Genomic DNA, 19,497 nt, shown 5'->3' with positions numbered 1-19,497 from the left:
CTTCGAGTGGACTCCAGCAGCCACACTGATCGCGAGCAGCAGAGCGGCATCCGTGCCCAGGACAGAAACGGCGGCAGCAGATGGCAACGACGAGCGGGGCGGGGCATCCCCTGCCCTACGACACCTACCGTGAGGCGATCGAGCGGGAGACCCGCCGGTTCGCCGAGGCGGTGCGGGGAGCCGATCCCGCGGGCGGCGTGCCCTCCTGCCCCGACTGGACGCTGGCCGAGCTCACCCGGCACGTGGGAGCGGTGCAGCGCTGGTTCTGCGCGCTGCTCACCCGGCGGGTGCAGGAGCCGCCGCGCAGCCGTGACGTGGAACTGGGGCTGCCCGCACACGAGCGGGACCTCGCCGACTGGGTGGCGGCGGGGGTGCCCGAAGTGGCGGCCGTGCTGCGGGACACGGATCCCGGCGCGGCGATGTGGGCGTGGGGCGGGGATCAGCATGCGCGGTTCTGGGCCCGCCGGATGCTCTTCGAAACGCTGGTGCACCGGGTGGACGCGGAGCACGCCGTGGGCCGGGAGTCGGACGTCGACCCGGTGCTGGCGGCGGACGGAGTGGACGAGTTCCTGGTCAACCTCCCCTACGCCGGGCTGTTCGCCCCCGATGTGACGAAGCTGCGCGGCGACGGCGAGATCATCGCGTTCCGGTGCGCCGGCACCGGCGAGGAGTGGCGGGTGCGGCTGGACCCGGAGGGTTTCCGGCTGCTGCCGCTCACCGGCGGCGACGCCGCAACCGAGCCGCCCACGGTGTCGGTGCACGGTCAAGCGGCGGATCTCCTCCTGCTGCTGTACGGGCGGCGGTCGTACCAGGAAGCGGCCTTCGACGTCTCGGGAGACGTCGCGGTCCTCGACCGCTGGTTCGCCCACACGGCCTTCTGAACCGACCGGAGGCACTGTTCCGTAGCGCCGCCGCGCCGCGCTCAGCCGGCCGGTGACGGCGGCGGTACGGACGGCTCGCCGACGGGCAGGCACACGGCGAGCGCCGCGATGTCGTCCAGCAGCCGGTCGCCGCTGTGGTCCAGCAGGTCGTGGTGGAGCCGCTCGAGGAGGTCCCGGGGCGGCAGGCAGCCCCAGGAACGCAGGCGCTGGAGCAGCGGGTAGAAGGAGCCGGTGGCGTCCCGCGTCTCCGTGATGCCGTCCGTGTACAGCAGGAGCTGGTCGCCGGGCCGGAACGAGTAGGTGTCCATGTGGTAGGGCTCCCCGACCAGCATGCCGAGGTTGAGCGGCGGGGCGGAGCGGCCGCTGTCCAGTTCCCGTACCTCCCCGGGCCGGATCCGGACCGGGGGCGGATGGCCGCAGTTGACGACGCGGATCAGCGGGTCCTGCGCGGCGATCTCGGCGAAGACGGCGGTGACGAACCGTTCGCCCACCTCGCTGCCGCCCAGCAGCATCGCCCTGCGGTTCATGCTGGTCTCCACCCGGTCGGCCAGGGCGGGCAGAGCGGGTTCGTCGTGGGCCGCCTCGCGGAACGCGCCGAGCAGGGCCGCGGCCGTCTCCACCGCGAGCAGCCCCTTGCCCCGGACGTCGCCGATGAGCAGCCGGACGCCGTACCGGGTGGGGACGGCCTCGTACAGGTCGCCGCCGATGTGTGCCTCCGCGGCGGCGGACCGGTAGAGACTCTCCAGGTGGAGGCTTCCGATGTGGTGCGGAACCGGTCGGAGCAGGACCCGCTGGGCGATGTCGGCCACGAAGCGTACGTCGGCCAGCGTGCGCTCACGGCGGACGCGGTGCGCGGCCAGGATCATGCCGAGGACGCCGACCAGGCCGGTGCAGATGTAGGAGGCCACGTAGTGGCGGTCCCAGAGGTACCCGACCTCGCGGCCCGCGCAGCACGGGGTGCCGGCCAGCACCGCTTCCAGGACGACGGCGAACACGGTGGCGCCGCCGACGACGACCGGGCCGTGGGCGAAGGCGGCCACGAGCGGCAGGGCGATCAGCACGAAGCTCACCGGCCACTCCACGGGCGTCGCGGGCTCCAGCAGCAGAAGGACCGCGACGTACAGGGCCGGAAGCCACCGCATCCACGCCGGGGGCGCCGACAACTGCGTCCGCGCGCCGGCGCCGTCCTCCGACTCCCGACCGGTATGTCCAGGCTTCGGCATACGTGGTCTCCGCACACGGACTCCTGTCACAGAAACTCGACAAGACTCCCAGCCTGGTCTGCCGGCCCGCGGCGCGCCCGGATTGCTCCACTCAACGGCATGTTTCCGCCACGCGCGCGGGCCGGTCCCGCCCGCCCGACACGCTGCCGGCCACGCTCGGCGCCGGGCCCGCGACGCGCTGATGGCGGGCACGCTCCTGCCACACGCGCTGCCCGCGGGTCACCCTCGGCGGGGCCCGCCCGGTCACCCGGCGCGCGCCCCCCGCCCGTAGCTCCCCCGTCAGCGGGCACAGCGGTCGCCGATCACGGAGCTCCAGTGCTAGAAAAGGGAGATGAGCGGACGTTCCCGCTGGCCATGGGCAAGCGCGGCGCCACCGCCCGGCACACGTGGGTCATCCGATCCGTCCCGTAGTCGAAGGCCCTGGCCGTCACGCGGACGCCGCCTCTCGCCGTCCCTGAGCGTCCGCCCGCTCGCCGCGCAGGTCTTTCTGCTACAGGCGCTGATCATGCTGCTGCTGGTCGCGGTGGCAGCCGCCGCCCTGGTCGTGCAGGGACGGTACGACGCCGAACGCAGCGCGGAGGATCGTTCCCTCGCCGCGGCGGAGGCCTTCGCGCACGCGCCCGGAACGGCGCTCGCGCTGCAGTCGCCGAATCCGACCGCCCGGCTCCAGGCGGCGGCGGAACAGGCGCGGAAGGGGGCCGGCGTCGACTTCGTCAGCGTCCTCGACAAACACGGGATCCGGCTCACCGACCCCGTACCCGCGCTGATCGGCACGAAGGCCGAGGGCGTCGGCCGGGCCGCCGCGGGCGAGACGTTCACCGAGACGTTCCACGGCGAGCCCACCGACGCCGTGCGCGCGGTCGTACCCGTGACGGATGCCAGCAGGCGCGTGGTCGGCATGGTCACCGCCGGGATCCAGTACGCGAACGTGAGCCACCTGCTGAACCGGCAGCTTCCGATACTGTTCGGCGCGGCGGCGGGGGCACTCGTGCTGGCCACCGGCGGCGCGGCTCTGGTCAGCCGGCGCCTGCTGCGCCAGACCCACGGTCTCGGCCCCGCCGAGATGACCCGGATGTACGAGCACCACGACGCCGTGCTGCACGCGGTGCGCGAGGGCGTGCTGATCGTCGACGGCGAGGGGGACGTGCTGCTCGCCAACGACGAGGCGCGCCGGCTGCTGGACCTGCCCGAGGACGCCGACCGGCGGCAGGTGCGGGAGCTGGGGCTGGGGCCCCGGCTCCCGCGGCTGCTGGAGTCGCAGGAGACCGCGACCGACGAGGTCATCCCGGCCGGGGACCGGCTGCTCGCGGTGAACATCCGGCCCACCGCCCCGTACGGCGGCGCCCAGGGGCTGGTCGCCACCTTCCGGGACACCACGGACCTGAGGGCCCTGTCCGGGCAGGCCGAGGTGGCGCGGGGCCGGCTGTCCTTCCTGTACGAGGCGGGCATGCGGATCGGCACCACCCTCGACGTACGGCGTACGGCGGAGGAGCTGACCGAGGTGGCGGTCCCCCGGATGGCCGACTTCGTCACCGTCGAACTCCTCGACTCCGTGCTGCGCGGCCAGGAACCCACGAGCGCCGTGCGCGAGATGCGCCGTACCGCGCTGCGCGCCTCGCGGACCGGACATCCCCTCCAGCCGGTGGGTGATGTGATCCGGTTCGTGATGGCCGACACGCCGATGGCCTCGGCCCTGCGCCAGGGCAAGGCCGTCCTGGTGTCCGACCTGCACAGCGCCGAGGACTGGCGGGCCCAGGACCCCGAGGGTGCGCTGCGGGCGCTGGACTACGGCATCCGCTCACTGATCACGGTGCCGCTGCGGGCGCGCGGGGTGGTCCTCGGCATGGTCAACTTCTGGCGTGGCACGGGCTCTCCCCGGTTCGAGGAGGAGGACGTCGCCGTGGCCGAGGAGCTGGCGGCACGGGCCGCCGTGGCGATCGACAACGCGCGCCGGTACTCCCGCGAGCACGCGCTGGCCATGACGCTGCAACGGAACCTGCTGCCGCTGGGTCTGCCGGAGCAGGACGCGCTGGAGATCGCCTCGCGCTATCTGCCGGCGCAGTCCGGCGTGGGCGGCGACTGGTTCGACGTCATCCCGCTGCCCGGTTTCCGGGTGGCGCTGGTCGTCGGTGACATCGTGGGGCACGGGCTGCAGGCCGCGGTGACCATGGGGCGGCTGCGCACGGCCGTGCTGAACTTCTCCTCGCTGGACCTGGCCCCGGACGAACTGCTCGGACACCTCGACGAGATGGTGACCCGGCTGGACACCCAGGGCGGCCTCACCGACGACGACCGGGTACCGCTCACCGGGGCCACCTGCCTGTACGCCATCTACGATCCGGTCGGCGGGCGCTGCACCCTCTCACGCGCCGGGCACCTCGCACCGGCCGTGGTGGACCCGCAGGGCAGGGTGACCTTCCCCGACCTTCCCCTGTCGCCGCCCCTGGGGGTCGGCGGGCACCCCTTCGAGGCCGGGGAGCTGGACCTGCCCGAGGGCAGCCGGCTCGTGCTGTTCACCGACGGCCTGATCGAGAACCGCGGACGGGACATCGACGAGGGCCTGGACATGCTCTCCGCGGCCATCGCGCACGCGGACCGGACACCGGAGGAGACCTGCCGCGCCCTGGTGGACACGATGCTGCCCGGCCACCCCAGCGACGACGTGGCACTGCTGGTCGCCCGCACCCGGCTGCTCGCCCCCTCGTCCGTCGCGGCCTGGGACGTCCCGTTCGACGCCGAGGCCGTGCCCCGGGTCCGCAGGGAGGTGAGCCGCCGGCTCGCCGACTGGGGCCTGGAGGGGGTGGCCTTCGCCACGGAACTGATCCTGAGCGAACTGCTCACCAACGCGATCCGCTACGGCGCGCCGCCCGTGCGGGTCAGGCTGCTGCTGGGCCGCACCCTGGTCTGCGAGGTGTCGGACGGCAGCAACACCTCGCCTCGCCTGCGGCGCGCGGCCAGCACCGACGAGGGAGGCCGCGGACTGTTCCTCGTCTCGCAGTTCGCGGACATCTGGGGCACCCGCTACGCCCCCCGGGGCAAGGTCATCTGGGCCGAGCAGAACCTGGACAGCGTCTCGGAACCGGACCCGTCGGCCCTGTTCGACGTCATGGGCCTGTAATCCGCGGCGGGCCGACGGGCACGTCAGCCACGTCGACGCGACACCGGTGGGATGCGAGTTTCGGGAGCGCTCCAAAAAACGCGGACTCCCGCGCGCCCTCCCTTCCGACCTGCGGCTTCGAAACCCCTTCGATACTCGTCCCGCCGCCAGTCTTGTCAGGGACATGGACTGTCCCTACAGTCCCTGGCCAACGGAGGGAATGGGAGCGCTCCCATTCCTGCGCCTGTGGGAGCGCTCCCGCACTCCCCCCACCGTCATGTGAGAGGACCCGCATGCGACCGTCCAAGCACCATGTCCGTGGAACGCGCGGCCTGTTGGGCGCGCTGCTCACCGTACTCGCCGCCGTGGCCGCGCTGCTCGGCGTCGCGCCGGCGGCCCAGGCCGACACCACGATCTGCGAACAGTACGGGTCGACGACGATCCAGGGCCGCTACGTCGTCCAGAACAACCGCTGGGGCACCGGCGAGGCCCAGTGCATCAGCGCCACCGACTCGGGATTCCGCGTCACCCGGGCCGACGGCTCGGTGCCGACGAACGGCGCCCCGAAGTCCTACCCGTCCGTCTACAACGGCTGCCACTACACCAACTGCTCGCCCGGAACCAGGCTTCCGGCCCGGCTCGGCACCATCTCCAGCGCGCCGACCGGCATCTCGTACACCTATGTGAGCAACGCGGTGTACGACGCCGCGTACGACATCTGGCTCGACCCCACGCCCCGCACCGACGGCGTCAACCGGACCGAGATCATGATCTGGTTCAACAAGGTGGGCCCCGTCCAGCCCGTGGGCTCGCAGGTCGGCACCGCCACCGTCGCCGGGCGCACGTGGCAGGTGTGGTCCGGCAACAACGGCTCCAACGACGTCCTGTCCTTCGTCGCGCCGTCGGCGATCAACAGCTGGAGCTTCGACGTCATGGACTTCGTCCGGCAGGCCGTCTCCCGGGGTCTGGCGCAGGACAGCTGGTACCTGACCAGCGTGCAGGCCGGGTTCGAGCCCTGGCAGAACGGCGCGGGTCTCGCCGTGACCTCGTTCTCCTCCACGGTCGAGACCGGCGGCGGCTCCGGGGGCTCGACGGCCTGCAAGGTGGCGTACGCGACGAACGTCTGGCAGGGCGGTTTCAGCGCCGACGTCACCGTCACCAACACCGGCGCCTCCCCCGTCAACGGCTGGAAGCTGGCTTTCACGCTGCCTGCGGGGCAGCAGATCAGCAGCGCCTGGGGCGCCGGCGTGACGCCGTCCTCCGGGGCGGTCACGGCGGGCAATCTCGCCTACAACGCGCAGATCGCGCCCGGCGGCCAGGTGTCCTTCGGCTTCCAGGGCAGCTACGGCGGCACCTTCGCCAAGCCGGCCGGTTTCAGCCTGAACGGCAGCGCCTGCACCACCGCGTGACCCACCCGCTCCGGGACCCGCTCGTCCCGCCCGCCGATCGGGCGGGTCCCGGCTCCACACCAGCCCCACCCCGCTCCCGGACCGCTTCCGGAAAGGCCCACCCGCATGAGCCTCCTGCTCGCCCGCCGCCGCCCGGTGACGGCCCTGACCGTGTGCGCCGCGGCCCTTGCGCTCACCGCGCCGGCCGCCGCCGCACCGGAGCCCGTGGCCGCCCCGGCCGCGCTCCTCCCCTACCAGGACGCGTCCTTACCCGTGCGGGACCGGGTCACCGACCTGCTGTCCCGCATGACCCTGGACGACAAGCTCGGCCAGATGACGCAGATCGAGAAGGACGCCCTCGTCCCGCAGTCCGACCTCGCCGCCTACCGCATCGGATCCGTGCTGTCCGGCGGCGACTCGACCGTCAGTCCCAACAACGCCCAGACCTGGGCCGACACCTACGACTCCCTGCAGCGCACCGCCCTGACCACCCCGCTCGGCATCCCGATGATCTACGGCATCGACGCCGTGCACGGCCACAACGCGGTGCGCGGAGCCACCCTGTTCCCGCACAACATCGCTCTCGGCGCCACCCGTGACCCCGCGCTCGTCCAGCGGATCGGGCGGGCGGTGGCCGAGGAGGTGTCGGGCACCGGCATCGACTGGGACTTCGCGCCGTGCCTGTGCGTGGCCCGCGACGACCGGTGGGGCCGTACCTACGAGTCGTACGGCGAGACACCCGAACTGCCCTCCGCCCTCACGACGTTCATCACCGGGCTGCAGGGCGACACGCTGGGCTCCGGGCCGGCGTCCGTGCTCGCCACCGCCAAGCACTACCTCGGCGACGGCGGCACCGCAGGCGGTGTCGACCAGGGGGACACCAAGGTGTCCGAGGCAGAGCTGCGCGCCGTTCACCTGCCCCCGTTCAAGGAGGCGGTGCGGCGCGGTGTGGGCGCGGTGATGCTGTCGTACAGCAGCTGGAACGGTGTGCGGTCCCACGCCCACAAGTACCTGGTGACCGACGTGCTGAAGGGCGAGCTCGGCTTCACCGGGTTCGTGGTGTCCGACTGGGCGGCGGTCGACCAGCTCGACGGGCAGACCGGATTCACCGGTGCGGAGATCAGCACGGCGGTCAACGCGGGCGTCGACATGGTGATGGTGCCGCACGACTACAAGAGGTTCCTCACCCTGTTGCGCGGCGAGGTCGGCGCCGGCCGCATCGCCGCGTCCCGGATCGAGGACGCCAACCGGCGCATCCTCACCAAGAAGTTCCAACTGGGCCTCTTCGAGCGGCCGCTGGCCGACCGCTCGTACACCGCCACGGTCGGTTCGGCCGCGCACCGGGAGCTGGCCCGGCAGGCGGTACGCGCCTCACAGGTGCTGCTGAAGAACGACGGCGGCGTGCTGCCCCTGCCGAAGTCGGCCAAGCTGTTCGTCGCCGGCAAGTCCGCCGACGACATCGGCAACCAGAGCGGCGGCTGGACCGTCGGCTGGCAGGGCCGCAGCGGCCCCGTCACCGACGGCTCCACGATCCTGCAGGGCATCCGGGCCGCCGTCACCGACCCGTCCCGGGTCACCTACGACCGCTACGGCAATGGCATCGACTCCGGTTACCGTGCCGCCGTCGCCGTGGTCGGCGAGACCCCGTACGCCGAGGGCCGGGGCGACCGGCCGGGCGGGCTCCAGCTGGACCAGGAGGACCTGGGGACCCTCGCCCGGCTGAAGGCGAGCGGGGCGCCGGTCGTCGTGGTCCTCGTCTCCGGCCGCCCACTGGACGTCTCCGCCCAGCTGCCCGACTGGAAGGCGCTGCTGGCCGCCTGGCTGCCCGGAACGGAGGGCGCCGGCGTCTCCGACGTCCTGTTCGGCGACCACGCCCCCACCGGCAGGCTGCCGGTGAGCTGGCCGAGGACATCCGCCCAGGAACCCGTCAACAACGGCGACGGCAAGGACCCGCTCTTCCCGTACGGGTACGGACTCACCTACTCCGGTACCGGTCCCGCACCGGCGCCCGGGGCGTGCACCGCACGGTTTCGCACCACCTCGTCCTGGCAGGGCGGTTACCAGGCCGAGGTCACCGTCGAGAACACCGGTTCCGACGGGCTGACGGGCTGGTCGGTGCAGTGGGACTTGGGCGGCTCCCGCGTCACCAGTCTCTGGAACGGCTCGCTGAGCACGGCCGACGGCCGGGCCACGGTCCGCAATGCCGCCTTCAACGGCTCTCTGGCGCCGGGTGCCACCGCCGCGTTCGGCTTCACCGCGGACGGCACCGCCGGCACACCCGCCCCGCACTGCGCCGGCAGCTGAGCGCGCCGGCCCCGACCGCACGGCTCCCGCTGACCCCGCACGCACGAGGAGGACACATGACACACCCCATCCGCCGAGCGCCCGTGGCCCGGCCGGGCCGGCGACGGCGCCGGGCAGCCCCGCTGGGCGCGGCGCTCGCCGCCCTGACACTGGGCCTGTCAGGGCAGCTCACCGCGCACCCCGCGGCCGCCGCGGAGAGCCACGTCGACAACCCGTTCGCCGGCGCCTCGTTCTACGTCAACCCCGACTACACCGACCGCGTCCGCACCTCGGTGGCCCAGACCTCGGACCCCGGGCTCAGGGCGAAGATGCGGAAGGTCGGCCGCTATCCCACCGCCGTGTGGCTGGACCGGATCGCCGCCATCGGCGGCGGGGGCAAGGACGCCGGCCGCAAGAGCCTCGCCGACCACCTCGACCTGGCCCTCGGCCAGAAACGGCGCGGACAGCCGATCACCGCCACCTTCGTGGTGTACGACCTGCCCGGCCGGGACTGCTCGGCCCTCGCCTCCAGCGGTGAACTCCCGCTCACGCAGGCCGGTCTCGACCGCTACGAGCACGAGTACGTCGACGCCATCGCGAACGTCTTCAAGAAGCGGAAGTACCGCGACATCCGCATCACGACGGTGATCGAGCCGGACAGCCTGCCCAACCTGGCGACGAACACCTCCGACCCGGAGTGCGCCCAGGCCAAGAGCAGCGGGATCTACGTCAAGGGCATCCAGTACGCCCTGGACAAGCTGCACGCGCTCCCCAACGTGTACACCTACCTGGACTTCGCGCAGTCCGGCTGGCTCGGCTGGGACGGCAACCTGACCCAGAGCGTGCAGCTCTACACGGACGTCGCCCAGGGCACCGCCGCCGGGCTGTCCAGCGTCGACGGGCTGGTCACCAACGTCTCCAACTACATTCCACTGGAGGAGCCCTTCCTGACCGACCCGGACAGGACCGTCGGCGGGAACGTGGTCAAGTCCGCGAAGTTCTACGAGTGGAACGCCAATTTCGACGAGTCGGACTTCACCAGGAACGTCCACCGGGCGCTCGTCGCGGCCGGCTGGCCCGCGTCGACCGGCATGGTCGTCGACACCTCCCGCAACGGGTGGGGCGGCCCCGCACGTCCCACGGCGGAGAGCACCAGCACCGCCCTCGACACCTACGTCACCGAGTCCCGCATCGACCGCCGCGCCCACCGGGGGCTGTGGTGCAACGTCAGCGGCGCCGGGCTGGGGCGCCCCCCGCAGGCCGCGCCGCCCGGCTATCCCGACTCCCACCTCGACGCGTTCCTGTGGGTGAAGCCGCCGGGCGAGTCGGACGGCGCGAGCGCCGACATCCCCAACGACGAGGGCAAACGCCTGGACCCCATGTGCGACCCGTCGTACACGGCGCCGGGCGCGGGCGGCAACAAGACCGGCGCGCTGCCCGGCGCCCCGCTGGCCGGGCACTGGTTCCCCGAGCAGTTCGCGATGCTCGTGAAGAACGCCGACCCGGCCGTGCCCCCGGGCCGCGGCACCGGTCACTGACACGACGTACGCCGACGCCCCGGCGGACCAGCCCGCCTCGGTACGGCGCCCGCCTGATGCGAACCGAAAGGAGCAGAACGTGGCTCGACGCAACAGACTGATGTCGGCGGCAGCGGCCCTGTCGACGCTGCTCGCGGCGCTCGCCCTGACCCTGCTGGGACAGAGCAGCGCCCAGGCGCACGGGGTGGCCATGCTGCCCGGATCCCGCACCTACCTGTGCTATCTGGACGCGCGTACGACGACCGGCGGGCTCGACCCGACCAACCCGGCGTGCCGGGACGCGCTGGCCGAGAGCGGAGCGACGGCGCTGTACAACTGGTTCGCCGTGCTCGACTCCCGCGCCGGCGGCCGGGGCGCCGGTTACGTCCCGGACGGCACCCTGTGCAGCGCGGGCGACCGGTCCCCGTACGACTTCCGCGCCTACAACGCGGCGCGCTCGGACTGGCCGCGGACCCATCTGACCAGCGGGGCGACCATCCAGGCCCAGTACAGCAACTGGGCGGCGCACCCGGGTGACTTCCGGGTCTACGTCACCAAGCAGGGCTGGTCACCGTCCTCCGCCCTGCGCTGGACCGACCTGGACCTGATCCAGACGGTCACCAATCCGCCGCAGCAGGGCTCGCCGGGCACCGACGGCGGCCACTACTACTGGGACCTGAAGCTCCCCTCCGGGCGGTCCGGTGACGCCCTGCTCTTCATCCAGTGGGTCCGCTCGGACAGCCAGGAGAACTTCTTCTCCTGCTCCGACATCGTCTTCGACGGCGGTCACGGCGAGGTCACGGGCATCCGCGGCTCCGGCAGCACACCGACGCCCACCCCCACGCCCACGCCGTCGGATCCGCACACCGGGTCCTGCATGGCCACCTATTCCGTGGTGAACTCCTGGAACGGCGGCTTCCAGGCCTCCGTCGAGGTCATGAACCACGGCACGGCACCGCTCGACGGCTGGGCCGTGGCCTGGCGGCCCGGGGCGGGCACCAGGATCAGCAGCCTGTGGAACGGCACGCAGTCGACCGCCGCCGACGGCACGGTCACGGTCCGCAACGTGGACCACAACCGGGTCGTACCGGCCGACGGCAGCGTCACCTTCGGCTTCACCGCCACCTCGACCGGCAACAACGTCCCCGCCGGTCCGATCGGCTGCGTCCCGGCGCAGGGCACCTCCTGACGCACCCCGGCCGCACCGCCTCCCCGGCCCGTTCCGGGGAGGCGGTGCGGGTGCCCTGGGAATCAGGCCGGGGCCGGCGGAAGCAAGGTGGGGCGCTTGGGGCCGCGGCCGTCGCCGGAGGAGTGGCCGCGCAGGCGGCGTAGCAGCCAGGGGCCCAGGAAGCTGCCGGCCCAGCGGAGTTCGGCGGCGACGGTTCCCCGTGCGGAGGGTCCGGCCGGCAGGGGTCGGGTCCAGCTGTCGTCGCTGTCGGGCAGGCCGAGCGCGTGGGCGACGGCGGCCGCGATGCGGGCGTGGCCGAGCGGGCTCGCGTGCAGCCGGTCGGCGCTCCACAGCCGCGGATCGGTCACCACCGGGTGCCCGGCCGTCTCCGCCACCACCACGCCGTGACGTCCGGCGGCCTCCCTGATGCGCTCATTGAGTGCACGGACCCGGGGGCCGATCGGGCGGGCCAGCGGCGTGATGCGGCCGACGTCGGGGAACGTGAGCGTCGCCACGGTGGCGCCCTGGGCGGTGAGGGCGGCGAACATCGCCTCCAGGTGGCCGGCCACCTCGTCGAGGTCGAAGCCGGGGCGCAGCACGTCGTTGACGCCGGCCACCACGGTGGCGAGGTCGGGCCGCAGGGCGAGAGCCGGGGCGAGCTGCTCGGTACGGACCTGACCGGCCCGGCGGCCGCGCACCGCGAGGTTGGCGTAGCGCAGGCCGGGACTGTGCCGGGCCAGCTGCTCGGCGAGCCGGTCGGCCCAGCCGCGCAGCCCGTGCACATCGTCGCCGTCCCCGAGCCCCTCGGTCTGGCTGTCGCCCAGGGCGACGTAACGCAGATAGGCACTGCTCGGCACCGGCCCACCCCCTGGATAGAGAACTATGCACTTAGGTGCATTATTGAGTAATCACCGTAGCTTCCGTCCTCCATCCCGCACAACCTTCGGACGAGCCGCCACTCCCGCGAGCCGTCCTCGGCCGCGGCAACCTCCGGAGCAGCGGCCGGCACCGGGGGATCGTCCCCGTATCCCGACAGTCTCGAACACGGACCCCGACAAGATCCTTGACGAGGCGTCAGCGGCGTTCCTACCCTCGCAGCGGCATGGGAGCGTTCCCACACCCTCCTCCCCCCACTCCCCGGAGGTCAGCGTGTCCGGATCGCGCATCGCCGTACGGCCCGCCGGGAGGACGGTCGGTGGCGCCGCCGCGGCCGCCGTGCTGGCGCTGTCCGCGCTCACCGGGTTACCGCAGACCGCGGACGCCGCCACCGCCCGGCAGGTGGAGAGACTCGGCCGGAGCAGGGCCGGGACACCGCGGACACCGGGGACACCGGGGACACCGGGGGCGGCTCCCTGTACGAGCCGGCGCGTACCGCCGCCCGCTTCGTCCCCGACCCGTTCAGCGCGACACCGGGGGCGGGCATGTACCGAGGCCGCGTTGGCCGACCATCCGGCGGTGTCCGCCGCCGTGGACGTGGTCCGCGGGGACCGGCCGGGCGACAGGCGGCTCGTGGGCTACGCCGCGCGGGCCGCGCACGCCGGCGGTGCTCCGGCCGACCCGGCGGGGCTTCGCTCCTTCGTCCGGGACCGGCTGCCCGCCTACATGGTGCCCTCCGCCGTCGTCGTTCTGGACGAGCTGCCCCTGACCGCCAACGGCAAGGCGGACCGGGCCGCGCACCCCGATGGAGGCGCAGAGCGCCGCCGTCCGCGCCGAGTTGCTCGACCGGGACGACATCGGCGTGCACAACGACTTCTTCGCCCTCGGCGGCCACTCCCTGCTGGCCACGCAACCCGTGAGCGGGTGCGGACGGAGTTCGCGGTGGACGTCTCGCTGCGCGGGTTCTCCGAGTCTCCGACCGTCGCCGAGCTGGCGGAGCAGATCCTCACCCCGCAGGCCGCCGCCCTGGACGAGTCGGAACTCGACTCCCTGCCGGCCGAACTGACCGACGAGTGACCCGCACTGCCCCGACTAGCACCGCCCAGGAGAAAAGCATGCTGGTACGCGCCCTTTCCGCGAGCGAAGCGGCACGTGCTCTCGACTGCACCGTGAGCGAACCGATCGACTGGGTCGGCCCCGACCAGCTCGAAGACGGGCTAAAGAGCGGCCACTACCGGCCGGAGTGGACCTGGATCGCGGAGGACGGCGGGAAGCTCCTCGCCCGCGCGGTGTGGTGGGGGCTGCCGGACGGCACCCACCCCCTGGCGCTGGACTGCCTGTACGTGCACGAGTCGGTCGGGGACCGCCAGGCGCTCGCCGCCCACCTGATCGCCTCGGCACACGAGCGGTTCCGCGCCCAGGGCATGACCCGGCTGCCGGAGTTCCACCTCTTCTCCCGCACCGACGGGCCCCCGGCGGAGACGTCGGCCGCGCTCGACTGGCGGATCGGGGCCGCCGCCGCGGCCGGCCTGACGGACGTCCTGCGCAGGCTGCGTTACGAGTGGACGGCCGACGGCAAGCCGCCCGCGGCCCCCGAACGGCTGGTGTTCCGCCCGGAACCCGACGACGAGGTGTTCCTCGCCGCCTTCCGGGAGGTGGCCGAGCAAAGCCTCGACACCACGACCCGGCGCGCGGTCGCACGGCACGGCGTGGCCAAGGCGGCCCGGGACGACCTGGAGGGTTACCGGGACATGCCCGGCGACCGGGCCTGGTGGCGGCTGGCCCACACCCCGGACGGAACACTCGCCGGCCTGCTCGTCCCGTCCCGCAACGACCAGAGCTTCGTGGTCGGTTACCTCGGTGTGGTCCCTTCCCTGCGTGGCCGGGGGTACGTGGACGAGCTGCTGGCGCAGACCACCCGCATCCTGCTGGACGCGGGCGCCCGCCGGATCACGGCGGACACCGACCTGGTGAACCGTCCCATGGCGGCCGCGTTCGACCGTGCCGGCTACCGCAACTTCGCCTCCCGGACCGTGCTCGCCGCTCCCGCCGACAGCTGAACGGCCGCCGCACCCGCACCCGGCCGGCCCCACCCTTACGTGGAGACCTCTGATGCCGATCCCCCATGCCGGTCCTCGCCTCGGACCCACGGTGGCCGACCCGGCCGACGACGGATTCGTCCACCGGTGCGTCCTCACCGACACCGAGGCCGAACAGGCCCTCGACCTGGCGCCGCGGCGGCACGGACACCCCGTACGACCGGATCCGGGATGACTTCCGGGAGTTCATGCTGCTCACCGCGTACGCCGCCACCCTGGCCCGCTTCAGCGGTCAGCAGGACTTTGTCCTCACCCTCCCGGTGGCCGACTGCTCCCGCGAGGAACTCAGCAGGACCGTCGGCCTGTTCGTGAACATGAACACGCTGCCCGTCCGCGTGGACGCGTCCGGGAACCCCACCCTGCCTCCCCTCGGTCGCGCTGCCGCCTGGAGCTAGGCGGAGCGGTCGGGTGGTCGTGCGATCCGGGTCAGGTCGGTCATGAGGGAGTTCAGCCAGGCCACGGTCGCGTAGTAGCGCCGCGGGGCGCCGGGCGGCTCGGTGCCGAACCCGGCGGGGGCCGGGTCGATGAGCGGTGTCGTCGCGGCCGGGGTGTCGTCTGCCGGGTCCAGTGCCGCCGAGACCAGCAGCATCCGTCCCGCCACCCGCTCCCCCAGTACGCCGGCCGACCCGGCGGCCGCCGGGCCGAGCGGGGTGCGCGGCGGCTCCAGCAGCCGGGCCGACCCCCACAGGGTGTGATGCCCGGCGATCAGTGTGGCCTGCCAGTCGACCGCGGGTGGCTGCGGCCCGCGCCCCTTGCCGCCGAAGGGCGTCGGTTCGCTCTGCAGCTGGGCGTACGCGGACTCGGCGAGGACGACGGCCCGCTCCAGCGAGCGGTGCCCCGGCACGCCCGACGGCACGGAAGCCGCCGCGCCGTCCGCCACCGAGGCGCTGGTGGCCACCACGATCTCCGCCGCCCTGCGCAGGAGGTCCGCCGCCGCGTGGCGCAGCTCCTCGTGGGCGCCCCGGGGCCAGGCCAGCACACCGAAGACGGCGCCGATCGCACTGCCGACCAGCACGTCCAGCATCCTGACCTCCGCCAGCCGCCACGTCGGCTGCGCCAGCTGCGCGAAGACCAGCGCGACGAGCACGGTGAACAGTCCCTGCGCCCACCCCACGCCCCGGACCGGGCCCACCATGAAGGCGCCCAGCATCCACACCGGCAGCAGGACGGCGTACACGGCGGTGTCGGACCCCACCAGGATGAGGACGCCGGCGCTGACCAGCGCCCCGGCCAGGGTGCCCGCGAGCGCCAGACGGATGGTGCTCCACGTCTCGCCCAGGGTGGTCCGGGTGAGGGTGAGCGTCGCCAGCATCGCCCAGAAGCCGTGCGGCAGCGTGTCCACCCCGGCCACGAGCCGGACGGCCGTCAGTGCCAGCGCCATGCGCACCGCGTTCTGGAAGAACACCGACCGGCGTCCGGCGTGGCCGCGGGCCCGGTGCCACCACAGCAGCGGGGTCCGGATCGTGGCGTACCAGAAGCGGTCGGGCGGCAGCTCCACCGTGGTGTGCCGGCCGCGCACCGCCAGATCGGCCGCCGCGCCCATCGCCAGCGCCGCGTCGGCGGCCTCCAGCACGGCGGCGTGGCAGCGCAGCACGGCGGGCGGAATACAGCCCCCGGCGGAAGGCGGCCCGGCGGAGACGGCGGACAGCCGGGCGCGGGCCGCGACCAGCTCCTGCTGCCCGGCCGCGGGGGACGCCTCCGCCCGCAGACAGGCCGCGGTCGCCCCGGCCAGTCGCGCCACGCTCCGCAGTACGGCGGTCACGTCGGGCGCCGTGTCGTTCCCCCGTACGGCGGGCAGCTGCACGAGCCTGCCGAGCAGGGTGCGGACGGCCAGACCGGTGTGCGTGAGGGCGCGGTCCCGCACCCCGGGCCCCGCCGGCCGCTCCGCCTCCGGCACGTTGAGCGGCCGCAGCGCCTGACTCGCCTCCTGCGCCGCCCGGAGGTCCGCGTCGGTCAGGGCGGCGGGGGCCGTGGCGAGCCGCGCCGCCCACCGCTCGGCGACCAGCGCCGCGCGGGCGGCCCGCTCGCGGTAGGGCACGGGAGCCGGCTCGCGGAAGAGCAGCGCCTCGGCCGCGACGAACAGGGCCGCACCCGTGGTCGTTCCGATCAGCCGGTCGCCGAGCGAGCCGGGATCGTACGGCGGGAAGGACGGCAGGATGTAGAGGAGTTGCAGGCCCGGCGCCGCCCCCGCCGGGCGCGGTCCGCCGACGGCGGAGAAGGCCAGCGCGAAGCCGATCACCAGCATGCCGGCGACCGCGCTCCACGTCCGCACCGACAGCCAGGTGCCGACGGCCACCAGCATCCAGCACACCGGCACCAGGCGCGCCATGAACGCCGCGCGCTGCCGGCCGGTACCGGGGATCCTGGACAGTCCGCCCAGGGCCACCACGGTGAACAGCGCGTACGTGGCCGCGACGGGGCGGTCGAGACCGTAGCGGAAGAGGTAGAAGCCGGCCGCCGCGACCAGGGTCACGCGCAGCGCACGGCGGCCAGAGACGGCGTAGGCCGCCGGCAGCCGGGCACCTCGCAGACCCCACATCCCTACAGAATCGCCCATCTGCGCAGGTCCGGCACCTCGCCGAAAACAACAAGGGCAAGGAGTCAGCACTCCTCGCCACTCTCAACTTATAGCGCACGGGGGGGCTTGCGGCAAGGCCCCGGTCATCCCGCAGAATTGCCGGCCTAGGTCAGGAAGCTGCCGGAAACGGGGATTCACCACATGCATGCACATATGTCGGCGTACGGTCCGCGCGGAGACGCCGAAGCGCCCGACCGCCGGAACCGAGCGATGACACACCCCCCGACCACCAGCGCTTTCGACCTTCCCGAGCGGCTCGCCGCGAAGGCCGACCCGACGCTGATCGCCGACGACGAGAGGCATTTCGCGGCCATCGCGGAGTGCCTCGAACAGTCGATCGCCGAGCTGACCGAGCGGCTCGACGCCGAGCGCAGGGCGCCCGGCGGCATGGGCCGGCAGGCGATGGACCGGGACGCGGAGATCCACCGGCTGACCGGCCGCCTGCGCACGCTGCGCCGCTTCGGTCTGGACCTCTGCCTCGGGCGCATGGTCGGCGCGGACAGTCCCGAGCCCGTGTACGTCGGACGGCTCGGCCTCACGGACAGCGCGGGCCGCCGGCTGCTGGTGGACTGGCGCTCGCCCGCCGCCGAGCCGTTCTTCGGGGCCACCCACGCCAACCCGATGGGGCTGGTCAGCCGCCGCAGGTACCGCTGGACCGACGGCCGGATCAGCGACTACTGGGACGAGGTGTTCACCTCGGACGGGCTGGTCGGCCATGCCGCGCTGGACGACCAGTCCGCCTTCATCGCCAGCCTCGGCGGCAACCGCTCGCCGCGGATGCGGGACGTGCTCGGCACCATCCAGGCCGACCAGGACGCCATCATCCGGGCCGGGTCCCGCGGCGCCCTCGTCGTCGACGGCGGCCCGGGTACGGGAAAGACGGTCGTCGCCCTGCACCGCTCCGCCTACCTCCTGCACGCCGACCCCCGGCTCGGTCACCGCCGGGGCGGCGTCCTGTTCGTCGGCCCGCACCGGCCGTACCTGTCCTACGTCTCCGACGTCCTGCCCAGCCTCGGGGAGGAGGGCGTGCAGACCTGCACCCTGCGGGACCTCGTCACCGAGGGCGCCGGCGCGGCCGTCGAGACCGATCCCGAGGTGGCCCGCCTGAAGTCGTCCGCGGACATGGTGAAGGCGGTCGAGAAGGCCGTCAGGTTCTATGAGGAGCCGCCCACCGAGGGGATGACGGTCACCACCCACTGGTCCGACATCCGGCTCGGCCCCGACGACTGGGCCGTGGCCTTCGAAGCGGCCGAACCCGGCACTCCGCACAACGAGGCACGCCACCAGGTCTGGGAGGAGCTGCTGACGATCCTGGTGGACAAGCACGACGGCGACGCCCCGCCCGAGCTGCTGCGCCGGTCGCTGCGGCAGAACAGGGAACTGGTCACGGCGTTCCACCGTGCGTGGCCGCTGCTGGAGGCGGCCGACCTCGTCGGCGACCTGTGGACGGTACCCGCCTACCTGCGGATGTGCGCTCCCTGGCTGAGCCGCGACGAGGTCCGACTGCTCCAGCGCCCGGACGCCCAGGCCTGGACGGTGTCGGACCTGCCGATCCTGGACGCGGCACGCCAGCGGCTCGGCGACCCGGAGACGGCCCGGCGCAAGCGCCGGCACCAGGCCGTCCTGGCCGCCCAGCGCGAGCGGATGGCGCAGGTCGTCGACAACCTGGTCGCGGCCGTGGCCGACTCCGGCGCCGACGGCGACGACGGCGAGGGCCTGGTGAGGATGCTGCGCGGCGAGGACGCCCAGGTCAGCCTGGTCGACGAGAGCGAGCTGGCCACCGTGGACCCGGACCTGCTCGCCGGCCCGTTCGCGCACGTCGTCGTGGACGAGGCACAGGAACTGACCGACGCCGAGTGGCAGATGCTGCTGCTGCGGTGCCCGTCCCGCAGCTTCACGATCGTCGGGGACCGCGCCCAGGCCAGGCACGGTTTCACCGAGTCGTGGCAGGAACGGCTGGAACGGGTCGGGTTCGACCGGATCACCCTGGCCTCCCTGAGCATCAACTACCGGACGCCGCAGGAGATCATGACGGAGGCCGAGCCGGTCATCCGGGCGGTGCTCCCGGACGCCAACGTGCCGGCCTCCATCCGCAGCACCGGCATCCCCGTCGTCCACGGCCCGGTGTCCGACCTGCACCAGGTCCTCGACACCTGGCTCGCCGCGCACACCGACGGGATCGCCTGTGTCATCGGCGATCCCGCGTTCCGGTCGACCCCCCGCGTCCGCTCCCTGTCCCCCGAACTGGCGAAGGGCCTCGAATTCGACCTGGTCGTCCTCGTCGACCCGCAGGAGTTCGGGGACGGCGTCGAAGGTGCGGTGGACCGCTATGTCGCGATGACCCGGGCCACCCGGCAGCTCGTGGTCCTCACGAGCGCCTGAGACCG

Annotated in this window: 14 protein-coding genes and 1 pseudogene; 12 read left to right on the top strand and 3 right to left on the bottom strand. The window is 73.3% G+C overall.

Annotation, left to right across the window (positions count from 1 at the left end):
• The first annotated feature begins 80 nt into the window (after window positions 1-80).
• A complete protein-coding gene (locus tag ACIP4Y_RS32080; RefSeq protein WP_401399174.1) occupies window positions 81-881 on the top strand; it encodes a maleylpyruvate isomerase family mycothiol-dependent enzyme in 801 nt (266 codons plus the stop codon).
• A 41-nt stretch (window positions 882-922) separates the two neighbouring features.
• On the opposite strand, the gene ACIP4Y_RS32075 is transcribed toward ACIP4Y_RS32080, so the two are convergent.
• The gene (locus tag ACIP4Y_RS32075; protein ID WP_401399173.1) at window positions 923-2,104 is read right to left on the bottom strand and encodes a PP2C family protein-serine/threonine phosphatase; all 1,182 of its coding nucleotides are present in this window, start codon (window positions 2,102-2,104) and stop codon (window positions 923-925) included.
• A 505-nt stretch (window positions 2,105-2,609) separates the two neighbouring features.
• Here ACIP4Y_RS32075 and ACIP4Y_RS32070 point away from each other — a divergent pair.
• The 5 genes from ACIP4Y_RS32070 (at window position 2,610) to ACIP4Y_RS32050 (ending at window position 11,578) form a co-directional block, all read left to right on the top strand.
• Window positions 2,610-5,222, top strand: a complete 2,613-nt coding sequence (locus ACIP4Y_RS32070) for a SpoIIE family protein phosphatase (RefSeq protein WP_401399172.1) — start codon at window positions 2,610-2,612, stop codon at window positions 5,220-5,222.
• A 272-nt stretch (window positions 5,223-5,494) separates the two neighbouring features.
• Complete coding sequence (locus ACIP4Y_RS32065) at window positions 5,495-6,610, top strand: cellulose binding domain-containing protein (RefSeq protein ID WP_401399170.1); 1,116 nt, start codon at window positions 5,495-5,497, stop codon at window positions 6,608-6,610.
• A 105-nt stretch (window positions 6,611-6,715) separates the two neighbouring features.
• Window positions 6,716-8,893 (top strand): glycoside hydrolase family 3 N-terminal domain-containing protein, encoded by a 2,178-nt coding sequence (locus tag ACIP4Y_RS32060; RefSeq protein WP_401399168.1) that lies wholly within the window; start codon window positions 6,716-6,718, stop codon window positions 8,891-8,893.
• Between the two features lie 56 nt (window positions 8,894-8,949).
• Window positions 8,950-10,410 (top strand): glycoside hydrolase family 6 protein, encoded by a 1,461-nt coding sequence (locus ACIP4Y_RS32055; protein WP_401399167.1) that lies wholly within the window; start codon window positions 8,950-8,952, stop codon window positions 10,408-10,410.
• 79 nt (window positions 10,411-10,489) lie between these two features.
• Window positions 10,490-11,578 carry a lytic polysaccharide monooxygenase gene (locus ACIP4Y_RS32050; protein WP_401399165.1) on the top strand — a complete coding sequence of 363 codons (1,089 nt, stop codon included), beginning with the start codon at window positions 10,490-10,492 and terminating at the stop codon, window positions 11,576-11,578.
• A gap of 62 nt (window positions 11,579-11,640) precedes the next feature.
• On the opposite strand, the gene ACIP4Y_RS32045 is transcribed toward ACIP4Y_RS32050, so the two are convergent.
• Window positions 11,641-12,414: an SGNH/GDSL hydrolase family protein gene (locus tag ACIP4Y_RS32045; RefSeq protein WP_401399163.1), complete on the bottom strand. Its 774-nt coding sequence runs from the start codon at window positions 12,412-12,414 to the stop codon at window positions 11,641-11,643.
• Window positions 12,415-12,439: 25 nt separating this feature from the next.
• Here ACIP4Y_RS32045 and ACIP4Y_RS32040 point away from each other — a divergent pair.
• The 5 genes and pseudogenes from ACIP4Y_RS32040 to ACIP4Y_RS32020 all read left to right on the top strand — a co-directional run.
• Window positions 12,440-13,204: pseudogene (locus ACIP4Y_RS32040) on the top strand (hypothetical protein); the annotation flags it as partial.
• A gap of 34 nt (window positions 13,205-13,238) precedes the next feature.
• Entirely contained in the window at window positions 13,239-13,499 is a 261-nt protein-coding gene (locus tag ACIP4Y_RS32035; RefSeq protein ID WP_401399161.1) for a phosphopantetheine-binding protein, read from the top strand.
• A gap of 49 nt (window positions 13,500-13,548) precedes the next feature.
• Window positions 13,549-14,493, top strand: coding sequence for a GNAT family N-acetyltransferase (locus ACIP4Y_RS32030; RefSeq protein WP_401399159.1), 945 nt, complete (start codon window positions 13,549-13,551; stop codon window positions 14,491-14,493).
• Between the two features lie 52 nt (window positions 14,494-14,545).
• Window positions 14,546-14,707 carry a hypothetical protein gene (locus tag ACIP4Y_RS32025; protein WP_401399157.1) on the top strand — a complete coding sequence of 54 codons (162 nt, stop codon included), beginning with the start codon at window positions 14,546-14,548 and terminating at the stop codon, window positions 14,705-14,707.
• A 13-nt stretch (window positions 14,708-14,720) separates the two neighbouring features.
• The gene (locus ACIP4Y_RS32020; RefSeq protein ID WP_401399155.1) at window positions 14,721-14,927 is read left to right on the top strand and encodes a condensation domain-containing protein; all 207 of its coding nucleotides are present in this window, start codon (window positions 14,721-14,723) and stop codon (window positions 14,925-14,927) included.
• Here ACIP4Y_RS32020 and ACIP4Y_RS32015 read toward each other — a convergent pair.
• Window positions 14,924-17,071, bottom strand: a complete 2,148-nt coding sequence (locus tag ACIP4Y_RS32015) for an FUSC family protein (RefSeq protein WP_401399153.1) — start codon at window positions 17,069-17,071, stop codon at window positions 14,924-14,926. The genes ACIP4Y_RS32020 and ACIP4Y_RS32015 overlap by 4 nt on opposite strands.
• A gap of 249 nt (window positions 17,072-17,320) precedes the next feature.
• Between ACIP4Y_RS32015 and helR the strand changes: the two genes are divergently transcribed.
• Window positions 17,321-19,492, top strand: a complete 2,172-nt coding sequence (helR, locus tag ACIP4Y_RS32010) for an RNA polymerase recycling motor ATPase HelR (RefSeq protein ID WP_401399151.1) — start codon at window positions 17,321-17,323, stop codon at window positions 19,490-19,492.
• Window positions 19,493-19,497: the final 5 nt, after the last annotated feature.

The organism is Streptomyces sp. NPDC088810, assembly GCF_044750305.1.
Classification (GTDB): domain Bacteria; phylum Actinomycetota; class Actinomycetes; order Streptomycetales; family Streptomycetaceae; genus Streptomyces.
Note: the sequence above shows the minus strand (reverse complement) of the source record. Positions and strands in the feature narration are given on the sequence as shown.

Bases quoted from the DNA above. Each gene is read 5' to 3' on its own strand.
- ACIP4Y_RS32025 (WP_401399157.1), top strand. From the start codon at position 14,546: ATGCCGATCCCCCATGCCGGTCCTCGCCTCGGACCCACGGTGGCCGAC.
- ACIP4Y_RS32055 (WP_401399167.1), top strand. From the start codon at position 8,950: ATGACACACCCCATCCGCCGAGCGCCCGTGGCCCGGCCGGGCCGGCGA.
- ACIP4Y_RS32020 (WP_401399155.1), top strand. From the start codon at position 14,721: ATGCTGCTCACCGCGTACGCCGCCACCCTGGCCCGCTTCAGCGGTCAG.
- ACIP4Y_RS32080 (WP_401399174.1), top strand. From the start codon at position 81: ATGGCAACGACGAGCGGGGCGGGGCATCCCCTGCCCTACGACACCTAC.
- ACIP4Y_RS32065 (WP_401399170.1), top strand. From the start codon at position 5,495: ATGCGACCGTCCAAGCACCATGTCCGTGGAACGCGCGGCCTGTTGGGC.
- ACIP4Y_RS32075 (WP_401399173.1), bottom strand. From the start codon at position 2,104: ATGCCGAAGCCTGGACATACCGGTCGGGAGTCGGAGGACGGCGCCGGC.
- helR (WP_401399151.1), top strand. From the start codon at position 17,321: ATGACACACCCCCCGACCACCAGCGCTTTCGACCTTCCCGAGCGGCTC.
- ACIP4Y_RS32030 (WP_401399159.1), top strand. From the start codon at position 13,549: ATGCTGGTACGCGCCCTTTCCGCGAGCGAAGCGGCACGTGCTCTCGAC.
- ACIP4Y_RS32070 (WP_401399172.1), top strand. From the start codon at position 2,610: ATGCTGCTGCTGGTCGCGGTGGCAGCCGCCGCCCTGGTCGTGCAGGGA.
- ACIP4Y_RS32035 (WP_401399161.1), top strand. From the start codon at position 13,239: ATGGAGGCGCAGAGCGCCGCCGTCCGCGCCGAGTTGCTCGACCGGGAC.
- ACIP4Y_RS32060 (WP_401399168.1), top strand. From the start codon at position 6,716: ATGAGCCTCCTGCTCGCCCGCCGCCGCCCGGTGACGGCCCTGACCGTG.
- ACIP4Y_RS32015 (WP_401399153.1), bottom strand. From the start codon at position 17,071: ATGTGGGGTCTGCGAGGTGCCCGGCTGCCGGCGGCCTACGCCGTCTCT.